Origin of the sequence: Streptomyces albireticuli (assembly GCF_002192455.1) — a bacterium.
Classification (GTDB): domain Bacteria; phylum Actinomycetota; class Actinomycetes; order Streptomycetales; family Streptomycetaceae; genus Streptomyces; species Streptomyces albireticuli_B.
This window is the reverse complement of the sequence record NZ_CP021744.1, coordinates 4,301,595-4,316,574: the sequence shown is the minus strand read 5'-3', so window position 1 is coordinate 4,316,574 and position 14,980 is coordinate 4,301,595. Positions and strand designations below refer to the sequence as shown.

The following is a 14,980-nucleotide window of genomic DNA, read 5'->3' as shown; positions in this document are numbered from 1 at the left end:
CCCTGCCGTTCCCAGGGGCACCGGGAGGCGTCAGGAGACACGGGGAGCACGGGCGGCACGGCCGTCCGGGCCCCCGGCGGAGCAGGGCGGATCAGCCCGCGCGGTGCACGACCGCGTCGCAGAGGTTCTCCAGCGCGGCCTTGGCGTAGCAGTCGGGCAGCGGGGCCAGGATGGCCCGCGCCTCCTGGGCGTAGCGGATGGTGTCGCGCCGGGCCTGCTCCAGGGCCGGGTGGGCGCGCAGCCGACGCAGCACCTCGGCGTGCAGGGTGTCGTCGGTGAGGTCGCCGTCGAGCAGCTCGCACAGCTGGAGGTCGTCGGCCGCGCCGGTGGCGGCCGCCTGGGCGCGCAGGTGCAGCACGGGCAGCGTGGGGATGCCCTCGCGCAGGTCGGTGCCGGGGGTCTTGCCCGACTCGTGGGAGTCGCTGGCGATGTCGAGGACGTCGTCGGCGAGCTGGAAGGCGGTGCCGAGGCGCTCGCCGTAGTGGGTGAGGATGTCGATCGTGCGCTCGTCGGCGCCGGACATCATCGCGCCGTACCGCCCGGCGACGGCGATCAGCGAGCCGGTCTTGCCGGCGATGACGTCGAGGTAGTGCTCGATGGGGTCGCGGCCGTCGCGCGGTCCGGCCGTCTCCAGGATCTGGCCCGTCACCAGCCGCTCGAACGCCTCGGCCTGGATGCGGACGGCCTCCGGGCCGAGGTCGGCCAGGATGTGCGAGGCGCGGGAGAAGAGGAAGTCGCCGGTGAGGACGGCCACGGAGTTGCCCCAGCGGGCGTTGGCGCTGTCCACGCCGCGCCGCACCTCGGCCTCGTCCATGACGTCGTCGTGGTAGAGCGTGGCCAGGTGGGTGAGCTCGACCACGACGGCCGAGGGCACGACGCCCGGGGCGTAGGGGTCGCCGAACTGGGCGGCGAGCATCACCAGCAGCGGCCGGAACCGCTTGCCGCCGGCTCGTACGAGGTGCTGCGCGGCCTCGGTGATGAAGGGCACGTCGCTCTTGGTGGCCTCCAGGAGGCCCTCCTCGACAGCGGCCAGACCGGCCTGGACATCGGCTTCAAGAGCCTGGTCCCGCACGCTCAGCCCGAAAGGCCCGACGACGGTCACGAGGGGTACTCCTGTCTGCCTGCGAACACGGGGATTGTCGATGTGTCGCTGTCTCTACCGAAAGTCAGCGTATCCGGTCGGCTGTCGATCACCGTGGGCGCCTGCCTCTTCGATCGCTCTCCGCCGACGCCTCCCGTCACACCCCGTCACACGCGGTCGCCTCCCGGCGGCCGGCCGCCCCGGCGGCCACGCGCCGCCGTGGCAGGAGTATCGCGCCCCGCCGCGGGGCCGGTAACCCCCGCGGCGCGGTCCTTCGGCCACGCTCCCCGCCCACGGGGGCGGGGAGCGTGAGCGGGCCCGCCCGGGGCGGGCCCGCACCCGCTACGACAGTGCGCCCACCGCCTTGGCCAGGCGCGGCGACGCGTACTCCGTGCCGCAGACGAAGCGCATCACGGGGCCGTAGCTGGCCGCGGCCGGCAGGCCCGTGAAGAACAGGCCCGGCACCGAGGAGCGGTAGCCGGGGCCCAGCCGGGGGCCGCCCGCGGCGGCCACGAGGCGGGTGCGCAGGCCGTGGCCGAGGAAGTCCAGGGCCGCGAGGTCCATGCGGTAGCCGGTCGCGGCGACGACGTGGTCGGCGGCGAGCTCGCCCTCGGTGACGCCGTTCTCACCGGCCAGGGTGAGCACCGGACGGCCCTCGTCCACCCGTGCCCGGACGATCCGCTTCCCCTCGGAGACCTGGACCCGGCCGATGAAGCGGTCGCGCAGCCACCAGGCGCCCAGCGGTCCCAGCACCCGCTGGACGAGGTACTTCCGGGACGGCGCCGGAAGATGGCGGAAAGCGTCCGCGTGATACGAGAAGGCGTAGAGCGACCAGGCCCGCCCGAAGGGGGTGTCGGGCTTGCGCAGCGACTGGCCGTCCGGCGCGGCACCGAACCGGACCGCTCCCCTCCGGCGGGCGACGATCCGCACGGAAGCGGCCCCGGCGTCGGCCAGCAGCACGGCGGTCTCCAGGGCGGACTGCCCGGCGCCGACGACGACCACGTCCTTGCCGGTGAAGCGGGACAGGTCGCGGTGGTGCGAGCTGTGCGAGACCGGCCCGCTCGCCGAGGGGCCGTCGGGCACCGCCGCGGCCAGCTCGGGCGGCAGCGTCGCGAGTCCGCTCAGGCCCGTCGCCACGACCACCGCGCGGGCCGTGAACTGCTCCCCGGAGTCCAGCTTCAGCTCGAAGCCCTGCGCCCGGCGGTCGACGGAGACCACCCGCACCTGCTCCAGATCGGGCACCAGGCGCTCCTGGAACCACAGTCCGTAGCGGGCGAAGGTCTCCACCGGGATGGCGTCCCAGTCCGACTCGTACCGCCGCTCGCCGGTGCTCCGGCAGAAGTCGAGGAGGGTGTGACCGGGCTGCGGGGCATCGATGCTGGAGGCGACGGGGGTGGATTTCAGGAGCATGCCGACGGGCATGTGCTCGCGCCAGCTCACCATCGGCGAACCGAAGACGCGGGTGCTCATGCCGTGCGCCCTCAGATGGGCGGCGGTCGACAGACCGTACGGTCCGGCTCCGATGACTGCTACCGGAAGTGCCACGGATTCCCCTCCCAGGGCGTTACTCGACGACGGCAGCGGCACGGCGGGAGCGCCACAGCTGCCAAAGGTGCCGCACGCCCGGCCGCACGAACCGGGCGAGCATGGTGAAGAAGGGCTTGATGTCGTCCCGCGCGGCCCAGGCGAACTCCGTGCCGGTGGCGCGCGCGGGCGCGTGGGGGGTGGTGTAGCCGCTGCGGCGGTAGGCGAGCAGGGCGGGCAGGTCGATGTTCTCCACGACGAACCGCCGGCCGTCGGTCTGCTCGCCCTCGGGGACCGTGCGGCCGGTCAGGTCGAGGTGCTGGGCCCGCACGACGTCGACGCCGGCGGTGCTCTCGAAGAGCCGGAACTGCGCGCCCATCCGGGGGTTGAAGTCCAGGAGTTTGTACCGGCCGTCCCTGCGGTCGAACCGCCAGTCGAGGTCGATGACGCCGCAGAAGCCGATCTGCTTGATGAACTGGGCGGCCATGTCGGCCAGTTCGGCGTTCTCCACGACGTAGGCGTGGGCCGTCATCCCCGCGTGCGGCGGCCAGGAGCGCACCTTCACGCCCGTGAACATCGCCAGCGGGGTGCTCCGGCCGTCGAAATAGGCGTGCACGATCCAGTCCTCGGCGTCCTCGCGGGGCAGGTACTCCTGGAGGATCACGCCGGGCGAGGGGCCCCAGCCGCGCGCGAGGGCCAGCAGCTCCCGGGGGCCGCCGATGCGGGTGGTGCCGTGCACGGCGGGCTTGCGGCGCCGCTCGAACGCCTCCCGGTTCTTGGCGACGAGGGGGAAGCGGGCGCGCGCCGCGTACTCCTCGATTTCCTCGAACGACGCGGGGAAGAGGGCCTCCGGGGAGGGCACCCCGTGCTCCACACAGAGCTCGTGCAGCCCTTGCTTGCTCGCGAGCCTGCGGGGCAACTCGCGGTCCACGGGCGGGAAGAGGAAGGTGCCGGACAACTGCTCCGCGTGCTCCGCGATCAGCACGGCCGCCTCGTCGTCGGTGGGCAGCAGGACGCTGGGGCGGCCGATCCTGTGCCCTATCCTCAGCAGACCCTCGACGAGCACCTCGGGCCGCTCGGTGCCCGTGGTGGGCCAGACGAACCCCTGCCGCAGATAACGGGAGGCGGCGGCGGGCGTCCAGCGGTCCTCGGTGACGGCGTACACCGGGACACCGAGTCTGCCGAGGCTGCGTATCGCACCGACACCACCGTGGTGGAGGGGGTAGTTGCCGATCTTCACTATCAGCCCTGGAACGGTCCGGTCCGCCGCGATGGGCGTGCTCCTGCTCGCCACCAGCATCCCCCTCGGCCACCAGCCGCAGCGGCCCCCCCACTGTGCGTGACCCGACTAAGGACGCTACTTCGGAATCGCCGCCTCCAGCAAGGAATTACCGGACATTGCTAGCTCTTTAGTGAGCGGTCGGACAGCGGTTCGGGCAGGTGGGGCGCATTAGTTCGGGGAGTCCCCGGAACGGGGTCACACGACCGGCGCGTGGCGCTCCGGGCACGCCGGGCGCACCCGGAGGCGCCCGGCCGAAGCCGCCCCCGGCCACCCCTTGTCTGGCGGCCGCCAGCACGTAATGTGGGCACGGGCCCGCCACCGGGGCCACCAGGCTCCCAGGAGCGTCCAGGAGAGAGCGAGGCTGCGTCACCATGTCCCAGCAGAGCCCCCGCGAGCTTGCCGAAGGCGACCCCTTCGGCGCGGACACCCTCCCGTACGGCGTGTTCAGCACCGCCGACGCCCCGGACCGCCGCCGGATCGGCGTCCGCTACGGCGACCGGGTGCTCGACGCCGCCGCCGCGGCCGCCGCCCACGGCTCCGCGCACGCCGGCCTGCTGGACCGGCCGACGCTCAACCCGCTGCTGGCCGCGGGCCGGCCCGTCTGGCAGGCCGTCCGCGCCGAGGTGCGCGGCTGGCTGACCGACGGCCCACTGCTCCCGCTGGAGGACGTGACGCTGCACCTGCCGTTCGAGGTCGCCGACTACGTCGACTTCTACGCCAGCGAGCACCACGCCACCAACGTCGGCCGGATCTTCCGCCCGGACAGCGAGCCCCTCACGCCCAACTGGAAGCACCTGCCCATCGGTTACCACGGCCGCGCCGGCACGGTCGTGGTCTCCGGCACCGAGGTGATCCGCCCGCAGGGCCAGCGCAAGGCCCCCGGCGACGCCGTACCGTCCTTCGGTCCCTCGCTGCGGCTGGACATCGAGGCCGAGGTGGGCTTCGTCGTCGGCACCCCCGCGCCCGCCAACACCCCGGTCGCGCTCGGTGACTTCCGGGAGCACGTCTTCGGCGTCTGCCTGGTCAACGACTGGTCGGCCCGCGACATCCAGGCGTGGGAGTACGTGCCGCTCGGCCCGTTCCTCGGCAAGTCCTTCGCCACCTCCGTCTCCGCGTGGATCACCCCGCTCGACGCCTTCGACGAGGCCCGCACCGCGCCGCCGGAGCGCACGTACCCGCTGCTGCCCTACCTCGACGACGCCGCCGCCGAGCCGGGCGGCATCGACCTGCGCATCGAGGTCACCATCAACGGCGAGACGGTCTCCCGGCCGCCGTTCGCGTCCATGTACTGGACGGCCGCCCAGCAGCTCGCCCATATGACGGTCAACGGCGCCTCCCTGCGCACCGGCGACTTCTTCGCCTCCGGCACGGTCAGCGGCCCCGAGCCGGACCAGCGCGGCTGCCTGCTGGAGCTCACCGAGGGCAAGGGCCCCTACCTGGCGGACGGTGACGTGGTCACCCTCACCGCCTGGGCCCCCGGCCCCGGCGGTGCCCGCATCGGCCTCGGCGAGGTCACCGGCCGTGTCGTGCCCGCCCACGGGACCGCCGCGCCATGACCCAGGACGCCCCCGGCCTCACGCTGCCCGAGGAACTGCTGTTGCTCTGCTTCCACCCGGAGGACGGCCGGCGGCTGTGCATGCCGGGGGCCCTGGAGTACGGCGTCGCCGGCGCCGTGCTCGCCGAACTCCGGCTGCGCGGCCAGGTGATGGAGCAGTACGGGCGTCCGGTCGTGCTCGGGCCGGCCGGGCCCCGTGACCCGCTGCTGGCGATGGCGACGGCGAGCCTGCCGGCCGCCGGCACCCGGGGGCCGAAGACGCACCGCTGGGTGCGCAGCGCGGCCAAGCACATGGAGGAGCCCTGGCTGACCCGGCTGGTGGAGCGGCGGGCGCTGCGCGTGCACCGCCGCCGGTTCCTGGGCGTCTTCCCCTACAACCGCTACCCCGTCGGCCCGGCCGACCTGACGACGGCGGCGCGGCAGCGCTTCGACGCGGCCCGCGTCGCGGGCTTCCCCGATCCCCGCTCGCGCGCCCTGGCCGCCCTGGTGTCGGCGGTCGGCGCGGCCGGCCGGCTCTACCCGGGCTGGGACATGCGGACCGAGCGCAAGGCCATGCGGCGTCTCGTGCACGCCGATTGGGCGGCCAAGGCGGTCCACCGCAATGTGCAGCGGGACCAGTCGGACGGCAGCGGCGGCGGGGGCGACTCCGGTGGGGGCGACGGCGGCGGGGGCGGCGGCGACTGAACGCGAGGTTCCGGAACCCGCGATCAAGGCTGCTAACTTGTCGTGTCCAGATCCAATGGAGACGAAAGGGCGCACGTGCGCAAGGCAGTACAGATCACGGGGGCGGCGATCATCGCCGCTGTGCTGATGACCGGTTGCGGCAGCGAGAGCAAGGACGGCGGCGCCAAGGAGCCCGCCCAGGCCACACCGCCGGCCGACGCGCCGAAGGCCCCGAGTCAGGCGCCGGCCGAGGACCCGGCCAAGTCCGGCGGCGACGTCACGGCCGCCAAGCTGGCCGGCGGCTGGTCGAAGGGCAAGCTCCAGGACAACAGCTTCCTGGTCCTGTCCTTCGCGGGCAGGACCGCGGCGCTCAGCGGCCCGGGGCAGTCCTGCACCGGCACGGTGAACGACTCCGCGAAGCCGGTGACCCTCGCCTTCAAGTGCAAGCAAGGCGACCAGTACGCCTCCGGCACCGTCAAGGGTGTCGACGCAGGCTCCCTGACGGTGGCCTGGGCCTCCGGCAAGGAGGACACCTTCACGAAGGCCGTGGGCACGGACGGCAAGCCGGCGGCCGGCCTCCCCGGCAAGATCGGCTGAGCCACCCGCAGCACGACGCGCCGTCGCCCGGCACCCCTCCTCGGGGTGCCGGGCGACGGTCTCGTACGGGGGCGCCGGTCAGCGGACGAACGTACCCGCCTGCCCCGCGAGTTCCAGGAAGTACTGCGGCGCCACACCGAGCACCACCGTCAGCGCGACGCCGACCGCGATGGCCGTGGAGGTCAGCGCGCTCGGCACGGCGACCGTCGGCCCGTCGGCCTTCGGCTCGCTGAAGAACATCAGCACGATCACCCGGACGTAGAAGAACGCGGCGACCGCCGAGGACAGCACACCGACGATGACCAGCGGCGCCGCCCCGCTCTCGGCCGCGGCCTTGAAGACCGCGAACTTGCCCGCGAAACCGCTGGTGAGCGGGATGCCGGCGAAGGCCAGCAGGAAGATCGCGAAGACGGCCGCCACGAGCGGCGAACGGCGCCCGAGCCCCGCCCACTTCGACAGGTGCGTCGCCTCGCCGCCCGCGTCGCGGACGAGCGTCACCACGGCGAACGCGCCCAGCGTCACGAAGGCGTAGGTGACCAGATAGAAGAGGACGGAGGAGACGCCCTCGGGGCTGGCGGCCGTGACACCGGCGAGGATGAACCCCGCGTGGGCGATGGAGGAGTAGGCGAGGAGCCGCTTCACGTCCGTCTGGGTGACCGCCACGATCGCGCCGACGACCATGGTGACGATCGCGACGCCCCACATCACCGGGCGCCAGTCCCAGCGCAGGCCGGGCAGGACCACGTAGAGCAGCCGCAGCAGGGCGCCGAAGGCGGCGACCTTGGTGGCGGCGGCCATGAAGCCCGTGACCGGCGTGGGCGCCCCTTGGTAGACGTCGGGCGTCCACATGTGGAACGGGACCGCGCCGACCTTGAAGAGCAGGCCCATCAGGACCAGCGCGCCGCCGATGAGCAGCAGGGCGTCGTTGCCCGTCGTCGAGGCCAGGGCCGGGTCGACGGACCGGGTGGTGCCGTTCACCACGTCGGCGATGCCCGCGTACGAGACCGTGCCGGCGTAGCCGTACAGCAGGGCGACGCCGAAGAGCAGGAACGCCGAGGAGAACGCGCCGAGCAGGAAGTACTTGACCGCCGACTCCTGCGACATCAGCCGCTGCCGGCGGGCCAGCGCGCACAGCACGTACAGCGGGAGGGAGAACACCTCCAGGGCCACGAACAGGGTCAGCAGGTCGTTCGCCGCGGGGAAGACGAGCATGCCGCCGACCGCGAAGAGCACCAGCGGGAAGACCTCGGTGGTGGTGAAGCCCGCCTTGACCGCCTCCTGCTCGGCCTCGCCGCCCGGGACGGCCGCGCCCTGCGCGGCGAAGGAGTCCACGCGCCGGCCGTGCGCCGCCGGGTCCAGCCGCCGCTCGGCGAAGGTGAACACGGCGATCAGGGAGACCAGGAGGAGGGTCCCCTGGAGGAAGAGCGCCGGGCCGTCGACGGCGACGGCGCCCATGGCGGCGATGTGCGCCTTGTCCGTGCCGTACCCCCCGGCGGCCAGGGCGATCACGGCGGCGAACGCCGCGATCAGCCCGACGGTCGTCAGCAGCAGCTGCGCGGTGTAGCGGGTGCGGCGGGGCAGGAACGCTTCGACGAGAATGCCGAGGACGGCCGCGCCGAGCACGATCAGCGTCGGTGCCAGCTGGGCGTACTCGATCTGCGGGGCCGGGATCTTCTGCGGCGTGTCGGCCGCGGCCGTCCACAGGCTGTGGACGGATGCTGCGGAACTCACTTCGCGGCCTCCGCTTCGTTCACAGGGACATCGGGCTTGGGGTCGGACTTCTCGACCTGCGACATCGTGTGGCCGACCGCGGGGTCGATGATCTCGGTCAGCGGCTTGGGGTAGACGCCCAGGAAGAGCAGGAGCGCGATCAGCGGGGCGACGACGGCCAGCTCGCGCACCCGGAGGTCGGGCATCCCGCGCACGCTGTCCTTCACCGGCCCGGTCATGGTGCGCTGGTAGAGCACGAGGACGTAGAGCGCGGCGAGCACGATGCCGGCGGTGGCGATGATCCCGGCCGCCGGATAGCGGCTGAACGTGCCGACCAGGACGAGGAATTCGGAGACGAAGGGCGCGAGCCCCGGCAGCGACAGGGTGGCCAGACCGCCCACCAGGAAGGTGCCGGCGAGGACCGGCGCGACCTTCTGGACGCCGCCGTAGTCCGCGATGAGCCGCGAGCCGCGGCGCGAGATCAGGAAGCCCGCGACGAGCATCAGCGCGGCCGTGGAGATCCCGTGGTTGACCATGTAGAGCGTCGCGCCGCCCTGGCCCTGGGTGGTCATCGCGAAGATGCCCAGCACGATGAAGCCGAAGTGCGAGATCGAGGCGTAGGCCACCAGCCGCTTGATGTCCCGCTGGCCGACCGCGAGCAGCGCGCCGTAGATGATGCTGACGAGCGCCAGGGCGACGATCACCGGGGTGGCCCACTTGGAGGCCTCCGGGAAGAGCTGGAGGCAGAAGCGGAGCATCGCGAAGGTGCCGACCTTGTCGACGACCGCGGTGATCAGGACGGCGACGGGGGCGGTGGCCTCGCCCATGGCGTTGGGCAGCCAGGTGTGCAGCGGCCACAGCGGCGCCTTCACCGCGAAGGCGAAGAAGAAGCCGAGGAACAGGGCCCGTTCGGCGGCGGGCGCGAGGTCCAGCCGGCCGTCGGCGCGGGCCTGGACGATCTCCTGGAGGGAGAAGGTGCCCGTGCCCAGCTGGTCGGCGGTGACGGCGTAGAGGCCGATGACCGCGGCCATCATGATCAGGCCGCCGGCCAGGTTGTAGAGGAGGAACTTCACCGCGGCGTAACTGCGCTGGGCCGCCGTCTCCTCCTCGGACCGCTCGCCCGCGCGGTCGCCGAAGCCGCCGATGAGGAAGTACATCGGGATGAGCATGGCTTCGAAGAAGAGATAGAAGAGGAAGACGTCGGTGGCCTCGAAGGAGATCACCACCATCGCCTCGACCATGAGGATCAGCGCGAAGAAGCCCTGGGTGGGCCGCCAGCGCCGGTTGGGCGAGGCCCCTTCGAGGGGGTCGGCGTCATGCCAGCCGGCCAGCACGATGAAGGGGATCAGCAGCGCCGTCAGGGCGATGAGGACGACCGCGATGCCGTCCACGCCCAGTTCGTAGCGGACGCCGAAGTCCTTGATCCAGGCGTGGGACTCGGTGAGCTGGAAGGGCCCGGCCGCGTCCGGGTCGAAGCGCACCAGCTGGACGGCCGCGAGGACGAGCGTGGCGAGCGAGAAGCCCAGCGCCAGCCACTTCGCCGCGGCGCGCCGCGCGGCCGGGACCGCGGCGGTGGCGACCGCGCCGACGGCGGGCACCACGGCCGTGGCCGTCAGCAGGGGAAAAGACATATCAGACCGCCCTCATCAGCAGGGTCGCGGCGATGAGCACTGCCGCACCGCCGAACATCGAGACCGCGTACGACCGCGCGTAGCCGTTCTGGAGCCTGCGCATCCGGCCCGACAGGCCGCCGACGGCGGCGGCGGTGCCGTTGACGACGCCGTCGACCAGGGTGTGGTCGACGTAGACCAGGCTGCGGGTGAGGTGCTCGCCGCCGCGGACCAGCACGATGTGGTTGAAGTCGTCCTGGAGCAGGTCGCGCCGGGCCGCCCGGGTGAGCCGGCTGCCGCGCGGCGCGGTGACCGGGACGGGCTTGCGGCCGTACTGCGCCCAGGCCAGCGCGACGCCGAGGACCAGCACCACCATGGTGGCGGCGGTGACGGTGAGGGCGCTGACCGGCGGGTGGCCGTGGGCGTGGCCGGTGACGGGCTCCAGCCACTTCAGGAACGTGTCGTTGATGCTGAACAGCCCGCCCGCGAAGACCGACCCGAAGGCCAGGATCACCATCGGGACCGTCATCGTCCTCGGCGACTCGTGCGGGTGCGGGGCGTTCCCGTCCGCGTCGGGCTGCCAGCGCTTCTCGCCGAAGAAGGTCATGATCATCACGCGCGTCATGTAGAAGGCGGTGATGCCCGCGCCCAGCAGGGCCGCGCCGCCGAGGATCCAGCCCTCCGTGCCGCCCTTGGCGAAGGCGGCCTCGATGATCTTGTCCTTGGAGAAGAAGCCGGAGAGGCCGGGGAAGCCGATGATGGCGAGGTAGCCGAGGCCGAAGGTGACGAAGGTGACCGGCATGTACTTCCGCAGGCCGCCGTAGCGCCGCATGTCGACCTCGTCGTTCATGCCGTGCATCACGGAGCCCGCGCCGAGGAACAGCCCGGCCTTGAAGAAGCCGTGGGTGACCAGGTGCATGATCGCGAAGACATAGCCGACCGGGCCCAGCCCGGCCGCCAGGATCATGTAGCCGATCTGGGACATCGTGGAGCCCGCGAGGGCCTTCTTGATGTCGTCCTTCGCACAACCGACGATCGCACCGAAGAGGAGCGTGACCGCGCCGACCGTGACGACCGCGGTCTGCGCCGTGGGCGCCGCGTCGAAGAGGGCGCCGGAGCGGGTGATCAGATAGACGCCGGCGGTCACCATCGTCGCCGCGTGGATGAGGGCCGAGACCGGGGTCGGGCCCTCCATGGCGTCACCGAGCCAGCTCTGGAGCGGCACCTGGGCCGACTTGCCGCAGGCCGCGAGCAGCAGCATCAGCCCGATGGCCGTCAGCTTCCCCTCCCCCGCCTGCCCCGCGCCCGCCAGCACCGGCCCGAAGGCGAAGGTGCCGAACGTGGTGAACATCAGCATGATCGCGATCGACAGGCCCACGTCACCGACGCGGTTGACGAGGAACGCCTTCTTCGCCGCCGTCGCCGCGCCGGGCTTGTGCTGCCAGAAGCCGATCAGCAGGTACGAGGCGAGGCCGACGCCCTCCCAGCCGACGTACAGCAGGAGGTAGTTGCCGGCGACGACGAGCAGCAGCATGGCGGCGAGGAACAGGTTGAGATAGCCGAAGAAGCGGCGGCGCCGCTCGTCGTGCTCCATGTAGCCGACGGAGTAGAGGTGGATCAGCGTGCCCACGCCCGTGATCAGCAGCACGAAGGTCATGGACAGCTGATCGAGCTGGAAGCTCACGTCGGCCTGGAAGCCACCGACCGGCACCCAGCTGAAGACCGTGGTCGCGAGCGTCCGCTCCGCGCCGCTCCGGCCGAGCATGTCGGCGAAGAGCGCGACACCGAGCGCGAAGGACACGGCGGCGAGCAGCGTGCCCACCCAGGGGCCGGAGCGGTCCAGCCGCCGCCCGCCGCACAGCAGCACGGCGGCGCCGAGCAGCGGTGCCGCGACGAGCAATCCGATGAGGTTCTCCACGTCACCGTCCCCTTACAGCTTCAGCAGGTTCGCGTCGTCGACCGACGCCGAGTGGCGGGAACGGAAGATCGTCACGATGATCGCCAGGCCGATGACGACCTCGGCGGCGGCCACCACCATCGTGAAGAACGCGATGATCTGGCCGTCCAGATTGCCGTGCAGCCGGGAGAAGGTGACGAACGCCAGATTGCAGGCGTTCAGCATCAGCTCGACGCACATGAAGACGACGATCGCGTTCCGCCGGATGAGCACACCGGCGGCGCCGATGGTGAACAGCAGGGCCGCCAGATAGAGGTAGTTGACCGGGTTCACTTGCCGGCTCCCTTCGCGTCCTCGCTGCGGCCGAGCTCGCGCCACTCCTGCGCGCGCTGCTCCAGCGCGGCCAGCTCCCGGAGCGCGGTGCCCGAGACGTCGCGGATCTGGCCGCGGGCGCGCAGGGTCGGATTGACGGTGAGCTCGGACGGGGTGCCGTCCGGCAGCAGGCCGGGGACGTCCACGGCGTTGTGCCGGGCGTAGACACCGGGGGCGGGCAGCGGGGGGACCTGCTTGCCCGCGCGGACCCGGCGCTCGGCGAGCTCGCGCTGGGAGGCCGCGCGCTCGGTGCGCTCGCGGTGGGTGAGCACCATCGCCCCGACGGCCGCGGTGATCAGCAGGGCGCCGGTGATCTCGAAGGCGAAGACGTACTTGGTGAAGATCAGGGCCGCGAGACCCTCCACGTTCCCGCCGGAGTTGGCCGTGCCGAGGCCGGTGAACTCCTTCAGCGAGGCGTTGCCGATGCCCGCGATCAGCAGGATGCCGAAGCCCAGCGCGCAGAGCGCGGCCAGCCAGCGCTGCCCCTTGATCGTCTCCTTGAGGGAGTCGGCCGCGGTGACGCCGACGAGCATGACCACGAAGAGGAAGAGCATCATGATCGCGCCGGTGTAGACGACGACCTGGACGATCCCGAGGAAGTACGCCCCGTTGGCCAAGTAGAACACGGCCAGGACGATCATGGTGCCGGCCAGCGAGAGGGCGCTGTGCACGGACTTCTTCATCAGGACCGTGGCCAGCGCCCCGGCCACGGCGACGATCCCGAGGATCCAGAACTGGACCGCCTCGCCCGTGGAGGTGGCCGTGGCGGCGGTGTTCACGCTCCCGCCCCTTCCGCCGTGGGCGCCGGCGTCTCGCCCTGGGAGACGGCCGGCTGCCGGACCGTGCCCGGCGCCGCCTCCGAGACCAGGCCCCGGTAGTAGTCCTTCTCGGTCATGCCCGGGAAGATCGCGTGCGGGGAGTCGACCATGCCCTCCTCCAGGCCCGCGAGCAGCTCCTCCTTGGTGTAGATGAGCGATTCGCGGCTGGTGTCGGCCAGTTCGTACTCATTGGTCATCGTGAGCGCGCGGGTCGGGCACGCCTCCACGCACAGCCCGCACAGGATGCAGCGGAGGTAGTTGATCTGATAGACGCGGCCGTACCGCTCGCCCGGGGAGTAGCGCTCCTCCTCGGTGTTGTCCGCGCCCTCCACATAGATCGCGTCCGCCGGGCAGGCCCACGCGCACAGCTCGCAGCCGATGCACTTCTCCAGGCCGTCCGGGTGGCGGTTGAGCTGATGGCGGCCGTGGAAGCGCGGCGCCGTGTGCTTTTTCTCCTCCGGGTACTGCTCGGTCAGCCGCTTCTTGAACATGGCCTTGAAGGTCACGCCGAAGCCGGCCACGGGGTTCTGGAAGTCAGGCACCGTCAGCCCCCTCCTTTCCGTCTCGGGGACCGTCACTGACAGTATCGACGCCACCACTGACAATGAGCTCGCGGTCGTGGCGCGACCGGCGCCGCGGCACCGGCGGCAGCGTCTGGCCGGGCAGCGGCGGCACGGGGTAGCCGCCCGCCATGGGGTCGAACTCCCGCTCCTCCGCGGGCGCTTCCGGCTCCTCGCCCCGGCCGCGGAAGACGTCGGCCACGAACGACAACAGCAGGACCGCCACCACGGCGCCGCCGACGTAGAGCACGATCCGCTGGAAGTCGTAGTTCTCGTTCCGCAGCGCCCGTACGGCCGCGACCAGCATCAGCCACACCATGGAGATCGGGATGAGGACCTTCCACCCCAGCTTCATGAACTGGTCGTAGCGCAGCCGCGGCAGCGTGCCGCGCAGCCAGATGAAGAAGAACAGCAGCAGCTGGAGCTTGATCACGAACCAGAGGAGCGGCCACCAGCCGTGGTTGGCACCCTCCCAGAAGGCCGAGACCGGGTACGGGGCCCGCCAGCCGCCGAGGAACAGCGTCACCGCCACGGCCGAGACCGTGATCATGTTGACGTACTCGGCCAGCATGAACATCGCGAACTTGATGGACGAGTACTCGGTGTTGAAGCCGCCGACCAGGTCGCCCTCGGACTCCGGCAGGTCGAACGGCGCCCGGTTGGTCTCGCCCACCATCGCCACGATGTAGATGAGGAAGGAGACCGGCAGCAGCAGGACGTACCAGCGGTCGTGCTGCGCCTCCACGATCGCCGAGGTCGACATCGAACCGGAGTAGAGGAAGACGGCCGCGAAGGAGACGCCCATCGCGATCTCGTACGAGATCATCTGGGCGCACGAGCGCAGGCCGCCGAGGAGCGGGTACGTCGACCCGGAGGACCAGCCCGCCAGCACGATGCCGTAGATGCCGACCGACGCGGTGGCGAGGATGTACAGCACGCCGATCGGCAGGTCGGTCAGCTGCATCGTCGTGCGGTGCCCGAAGACGGAGATCTCGTTGCCCGCCGGGCCGAAGGGGATCACGGCGATCGCCATGAAGGCCGGGATCGCCGCGACGACGGGGGCGAGGAGGTAGACCGCCTTGTCCGCCCGCTTGACGATCAGGTCCTCCTTCAGCATCAGCTTGATGCCGTCGGCCAGGGACTGGAGCATCCCCCAGGGACCGTGCCGGTTGGGGCCGATGCGCAGCTGCATCCACGCGACGACCTTGCGCTCCCAGACGATCGAGAAGAGCACGGTCACCATGACGAACGCGAAGCAGAAGACGGCCTTGACGAGGACCAGCCACCACGGGTCGCGGCCGAACATCGACA

13 protein-coding genes are annotated in these 14,980 nt (G+C 71.7%); 3 read left to right on the top strand and 10 right to left on the bottom strand.

The features are described from left to right. Positions 1-91: 91 nt before the first annotated feature. The 3 genes from SMD11_RS18630 to SMD11_RS18620 all read right to left on the bottom strand — a co-directional run bounded on the left by SMD11_RS18630 (position 92) and on the right by SMD11_RS18620 (position 3,905). Entirely contained in the window at positions 92-1,102 is a 1,011-nt protein-coding gene (locus SMD11_RS18630) for a polyprenyl synthetase family protein (protein ID WP_087927526.1), read from the bottom strand. Between the two features lie 321 nt (positions 1,103-1,423). After that, the gene (locus SMD11_RS18625; protein ID WP_087927525.1) at positions 1,424-2,626 is read right to left on the bottom strand and encodes an FAD-dependent oxidoreductase; all 1,203 of its coding nucleotides are present in this window, start codon (positions 2,624-2,626) and stop codon (positions 1,424-1,426) included. A gap of 19 nt (positions 2,627-2,645) precedes the next feature. Beyond that, positions 2,646-3,905 carry an ATP-grasp domain-containing protein gene (locus tag SMD11_RS18620; protein WP_087927524.1) on the bottom strand — a complete coding sequence of 420 codons (1,260 nt, stop codon included), beginning with the start codon at positions 3,903-3,905 and terminating at the stop codon, positions 2,646-2,648. Positions 3,906-4,258: 353 nt separating this feature from the next. On the opposite strand from SMD11_RS18620, the gene fahA reads away from it, so the two are divergent. The 3 genes from fahA to SMD11_RS18605 all read left to right on the top strand — a co-directional run bounded on the left by fahA (position 4,259) and on the right by SMD11_RS18605 (position 6,702). Next, the gene (gene fahA, locus SMD11_RS18615; protein ID WP_087927523.1) at positions 4,259-5,443 is read left to right on the top strand and encodes a fumarylacetoacetase; all 1,185 of its coding nucleotides are present in this window, start codon (positions 4,259-4,261) and stop codon (positions 5,441-5,443) included. After that, the gene (locus SMD11_RS18610) at positions 5,440-6,126 is read left to right on the top strand and encodes a GOLPH3/VPS74 family protein (RefSeq protein WP_087927522.1); all 687 of its coding nucleotides are present in this window, start codon (positions 5,440-5,442) and stop codon (positions 6,124-6,126) included. Before fahA ends, SMD11_RS18610 begins: the two co-directional genes overlap by 4 nt. 75 nt (positions 6,127-6,201) lie before the next feature. Next, on the top strand, positions 6,202-6,702 hold the full coding sequence (locus SMD11_RS18605; RefSeq protein ID WP_087927521.1) for a hypothetical protein: 501 nt from the start codon (positions 6,202-6,204) through the stop codon (positions 6,700-6,702). 78 nt (positions 6,703-6,780) lie between these two features. On the opposite strand, the gene nuoN is transcribed toward SMD11_RS18605, so the two are convergent. Genes nuoN through nuoH form a run of 7 tightly spaced genes read right to left on the bottom strand, consistent with a single transcriptional unit; the run spans position 6,781 to position 14,975 of the window. After that, positions 6,781-8,433 (bottom strand): NADH-quinone oxidoreductase subunit NuoN, encoded by a 1,653-nt coding sequence (gene nuoN, locus SMD11_RS18600; protein ID WP_087927520.1) that lies wholly within the window; start codon positions 8,431-8,433, stop codon positions 6,781-6,783. Then, a complete protein-coding gene (locus tag SMD11_RS18595) occupies positions 8,430-10,043 on the bottom strand; it encodes an NADH-quinone oxidoreductase subunit M (protein WP_087927519.1) in 1,614 nt (537 codons plus the stop codon). Before SMD11_RS18595 ends, nuoN begins: the two co-directional genes overlap by 4 nt. A 1-nt stretch (position 10,044) precedes the next feature. Beyond that, positions 10,045-11,940, bottom strand: coding sequence for an NADH-quinone oxidoreductase subunit L (gene nuoL, locus SMD11_RS18590; RefSeq protein ID WP_087927518.1), 1,896 nt, complete (start codon positions 11,938-11,940; stop codon positions 10,045-10,047). Positions 11,941-11,952: 12 nt separating this feature from the next. Next, the gene (nuoK, locus tag SMD11_RS18585; protein ID WP_087927517.1) at positions 11,953-12,252 is read right to left on the bottom strand and encodes an NADH-quinone oxidoreductase subunit NuoK; all 300 of its coding nucleotides are present in this window, start codon (positions 12,250-12,252) and stop codon (positions 11,953-11,955) included. Beyond that, positions 12,249-13,070 carry an NADH-quinone oxidoreductase subunit J gene (locus SMD11_RS18580; RefSeq protein WP_087927516.1) on the bottom strand — a complete coding sequence of 274 codons (822 nt, stop codon included), beginning with the start codon at positions 13,068-13,070 and terminating at the stop codon, positions 12,249-12,251. The genes nuoK and SMD11_RS18580 overlap by 4 nt, the downstream gene beginning before the upstream one ends. Next, a complete protein-coding gene (gene nuoI, locus SMD11_RS18575) occupies positions 13,067-13,651 on the bottom strand; it encodes an NADH-quinone oxidoreductase subunit NuoI (RefSeq protein WP_234366085.1) in 585 nt (194 codons plus the stop codon). Before nuoI ends, SMD11_RS18580 begins: the two co-directional genes overlap by 4 nt. Beyond that, on the bottom strand, positions 13,644-14,975 hold the full coding sequence (gene nuoH / locus SMD11_RS18570) for an NADH-quinone oxidoreductase subunit NuoH (RefSeq protein WP_418952529.1): 1,332 nt from the start codon (positions 14,973-14,975) through the stop codon (positions 13,644-13,646). The genes nuoI and nuoH overlap by 8 nt, the downstream gene beginning before the upstream one ends. Positions 14,976-14,980 lie beyond the last annotated feature (5 nt).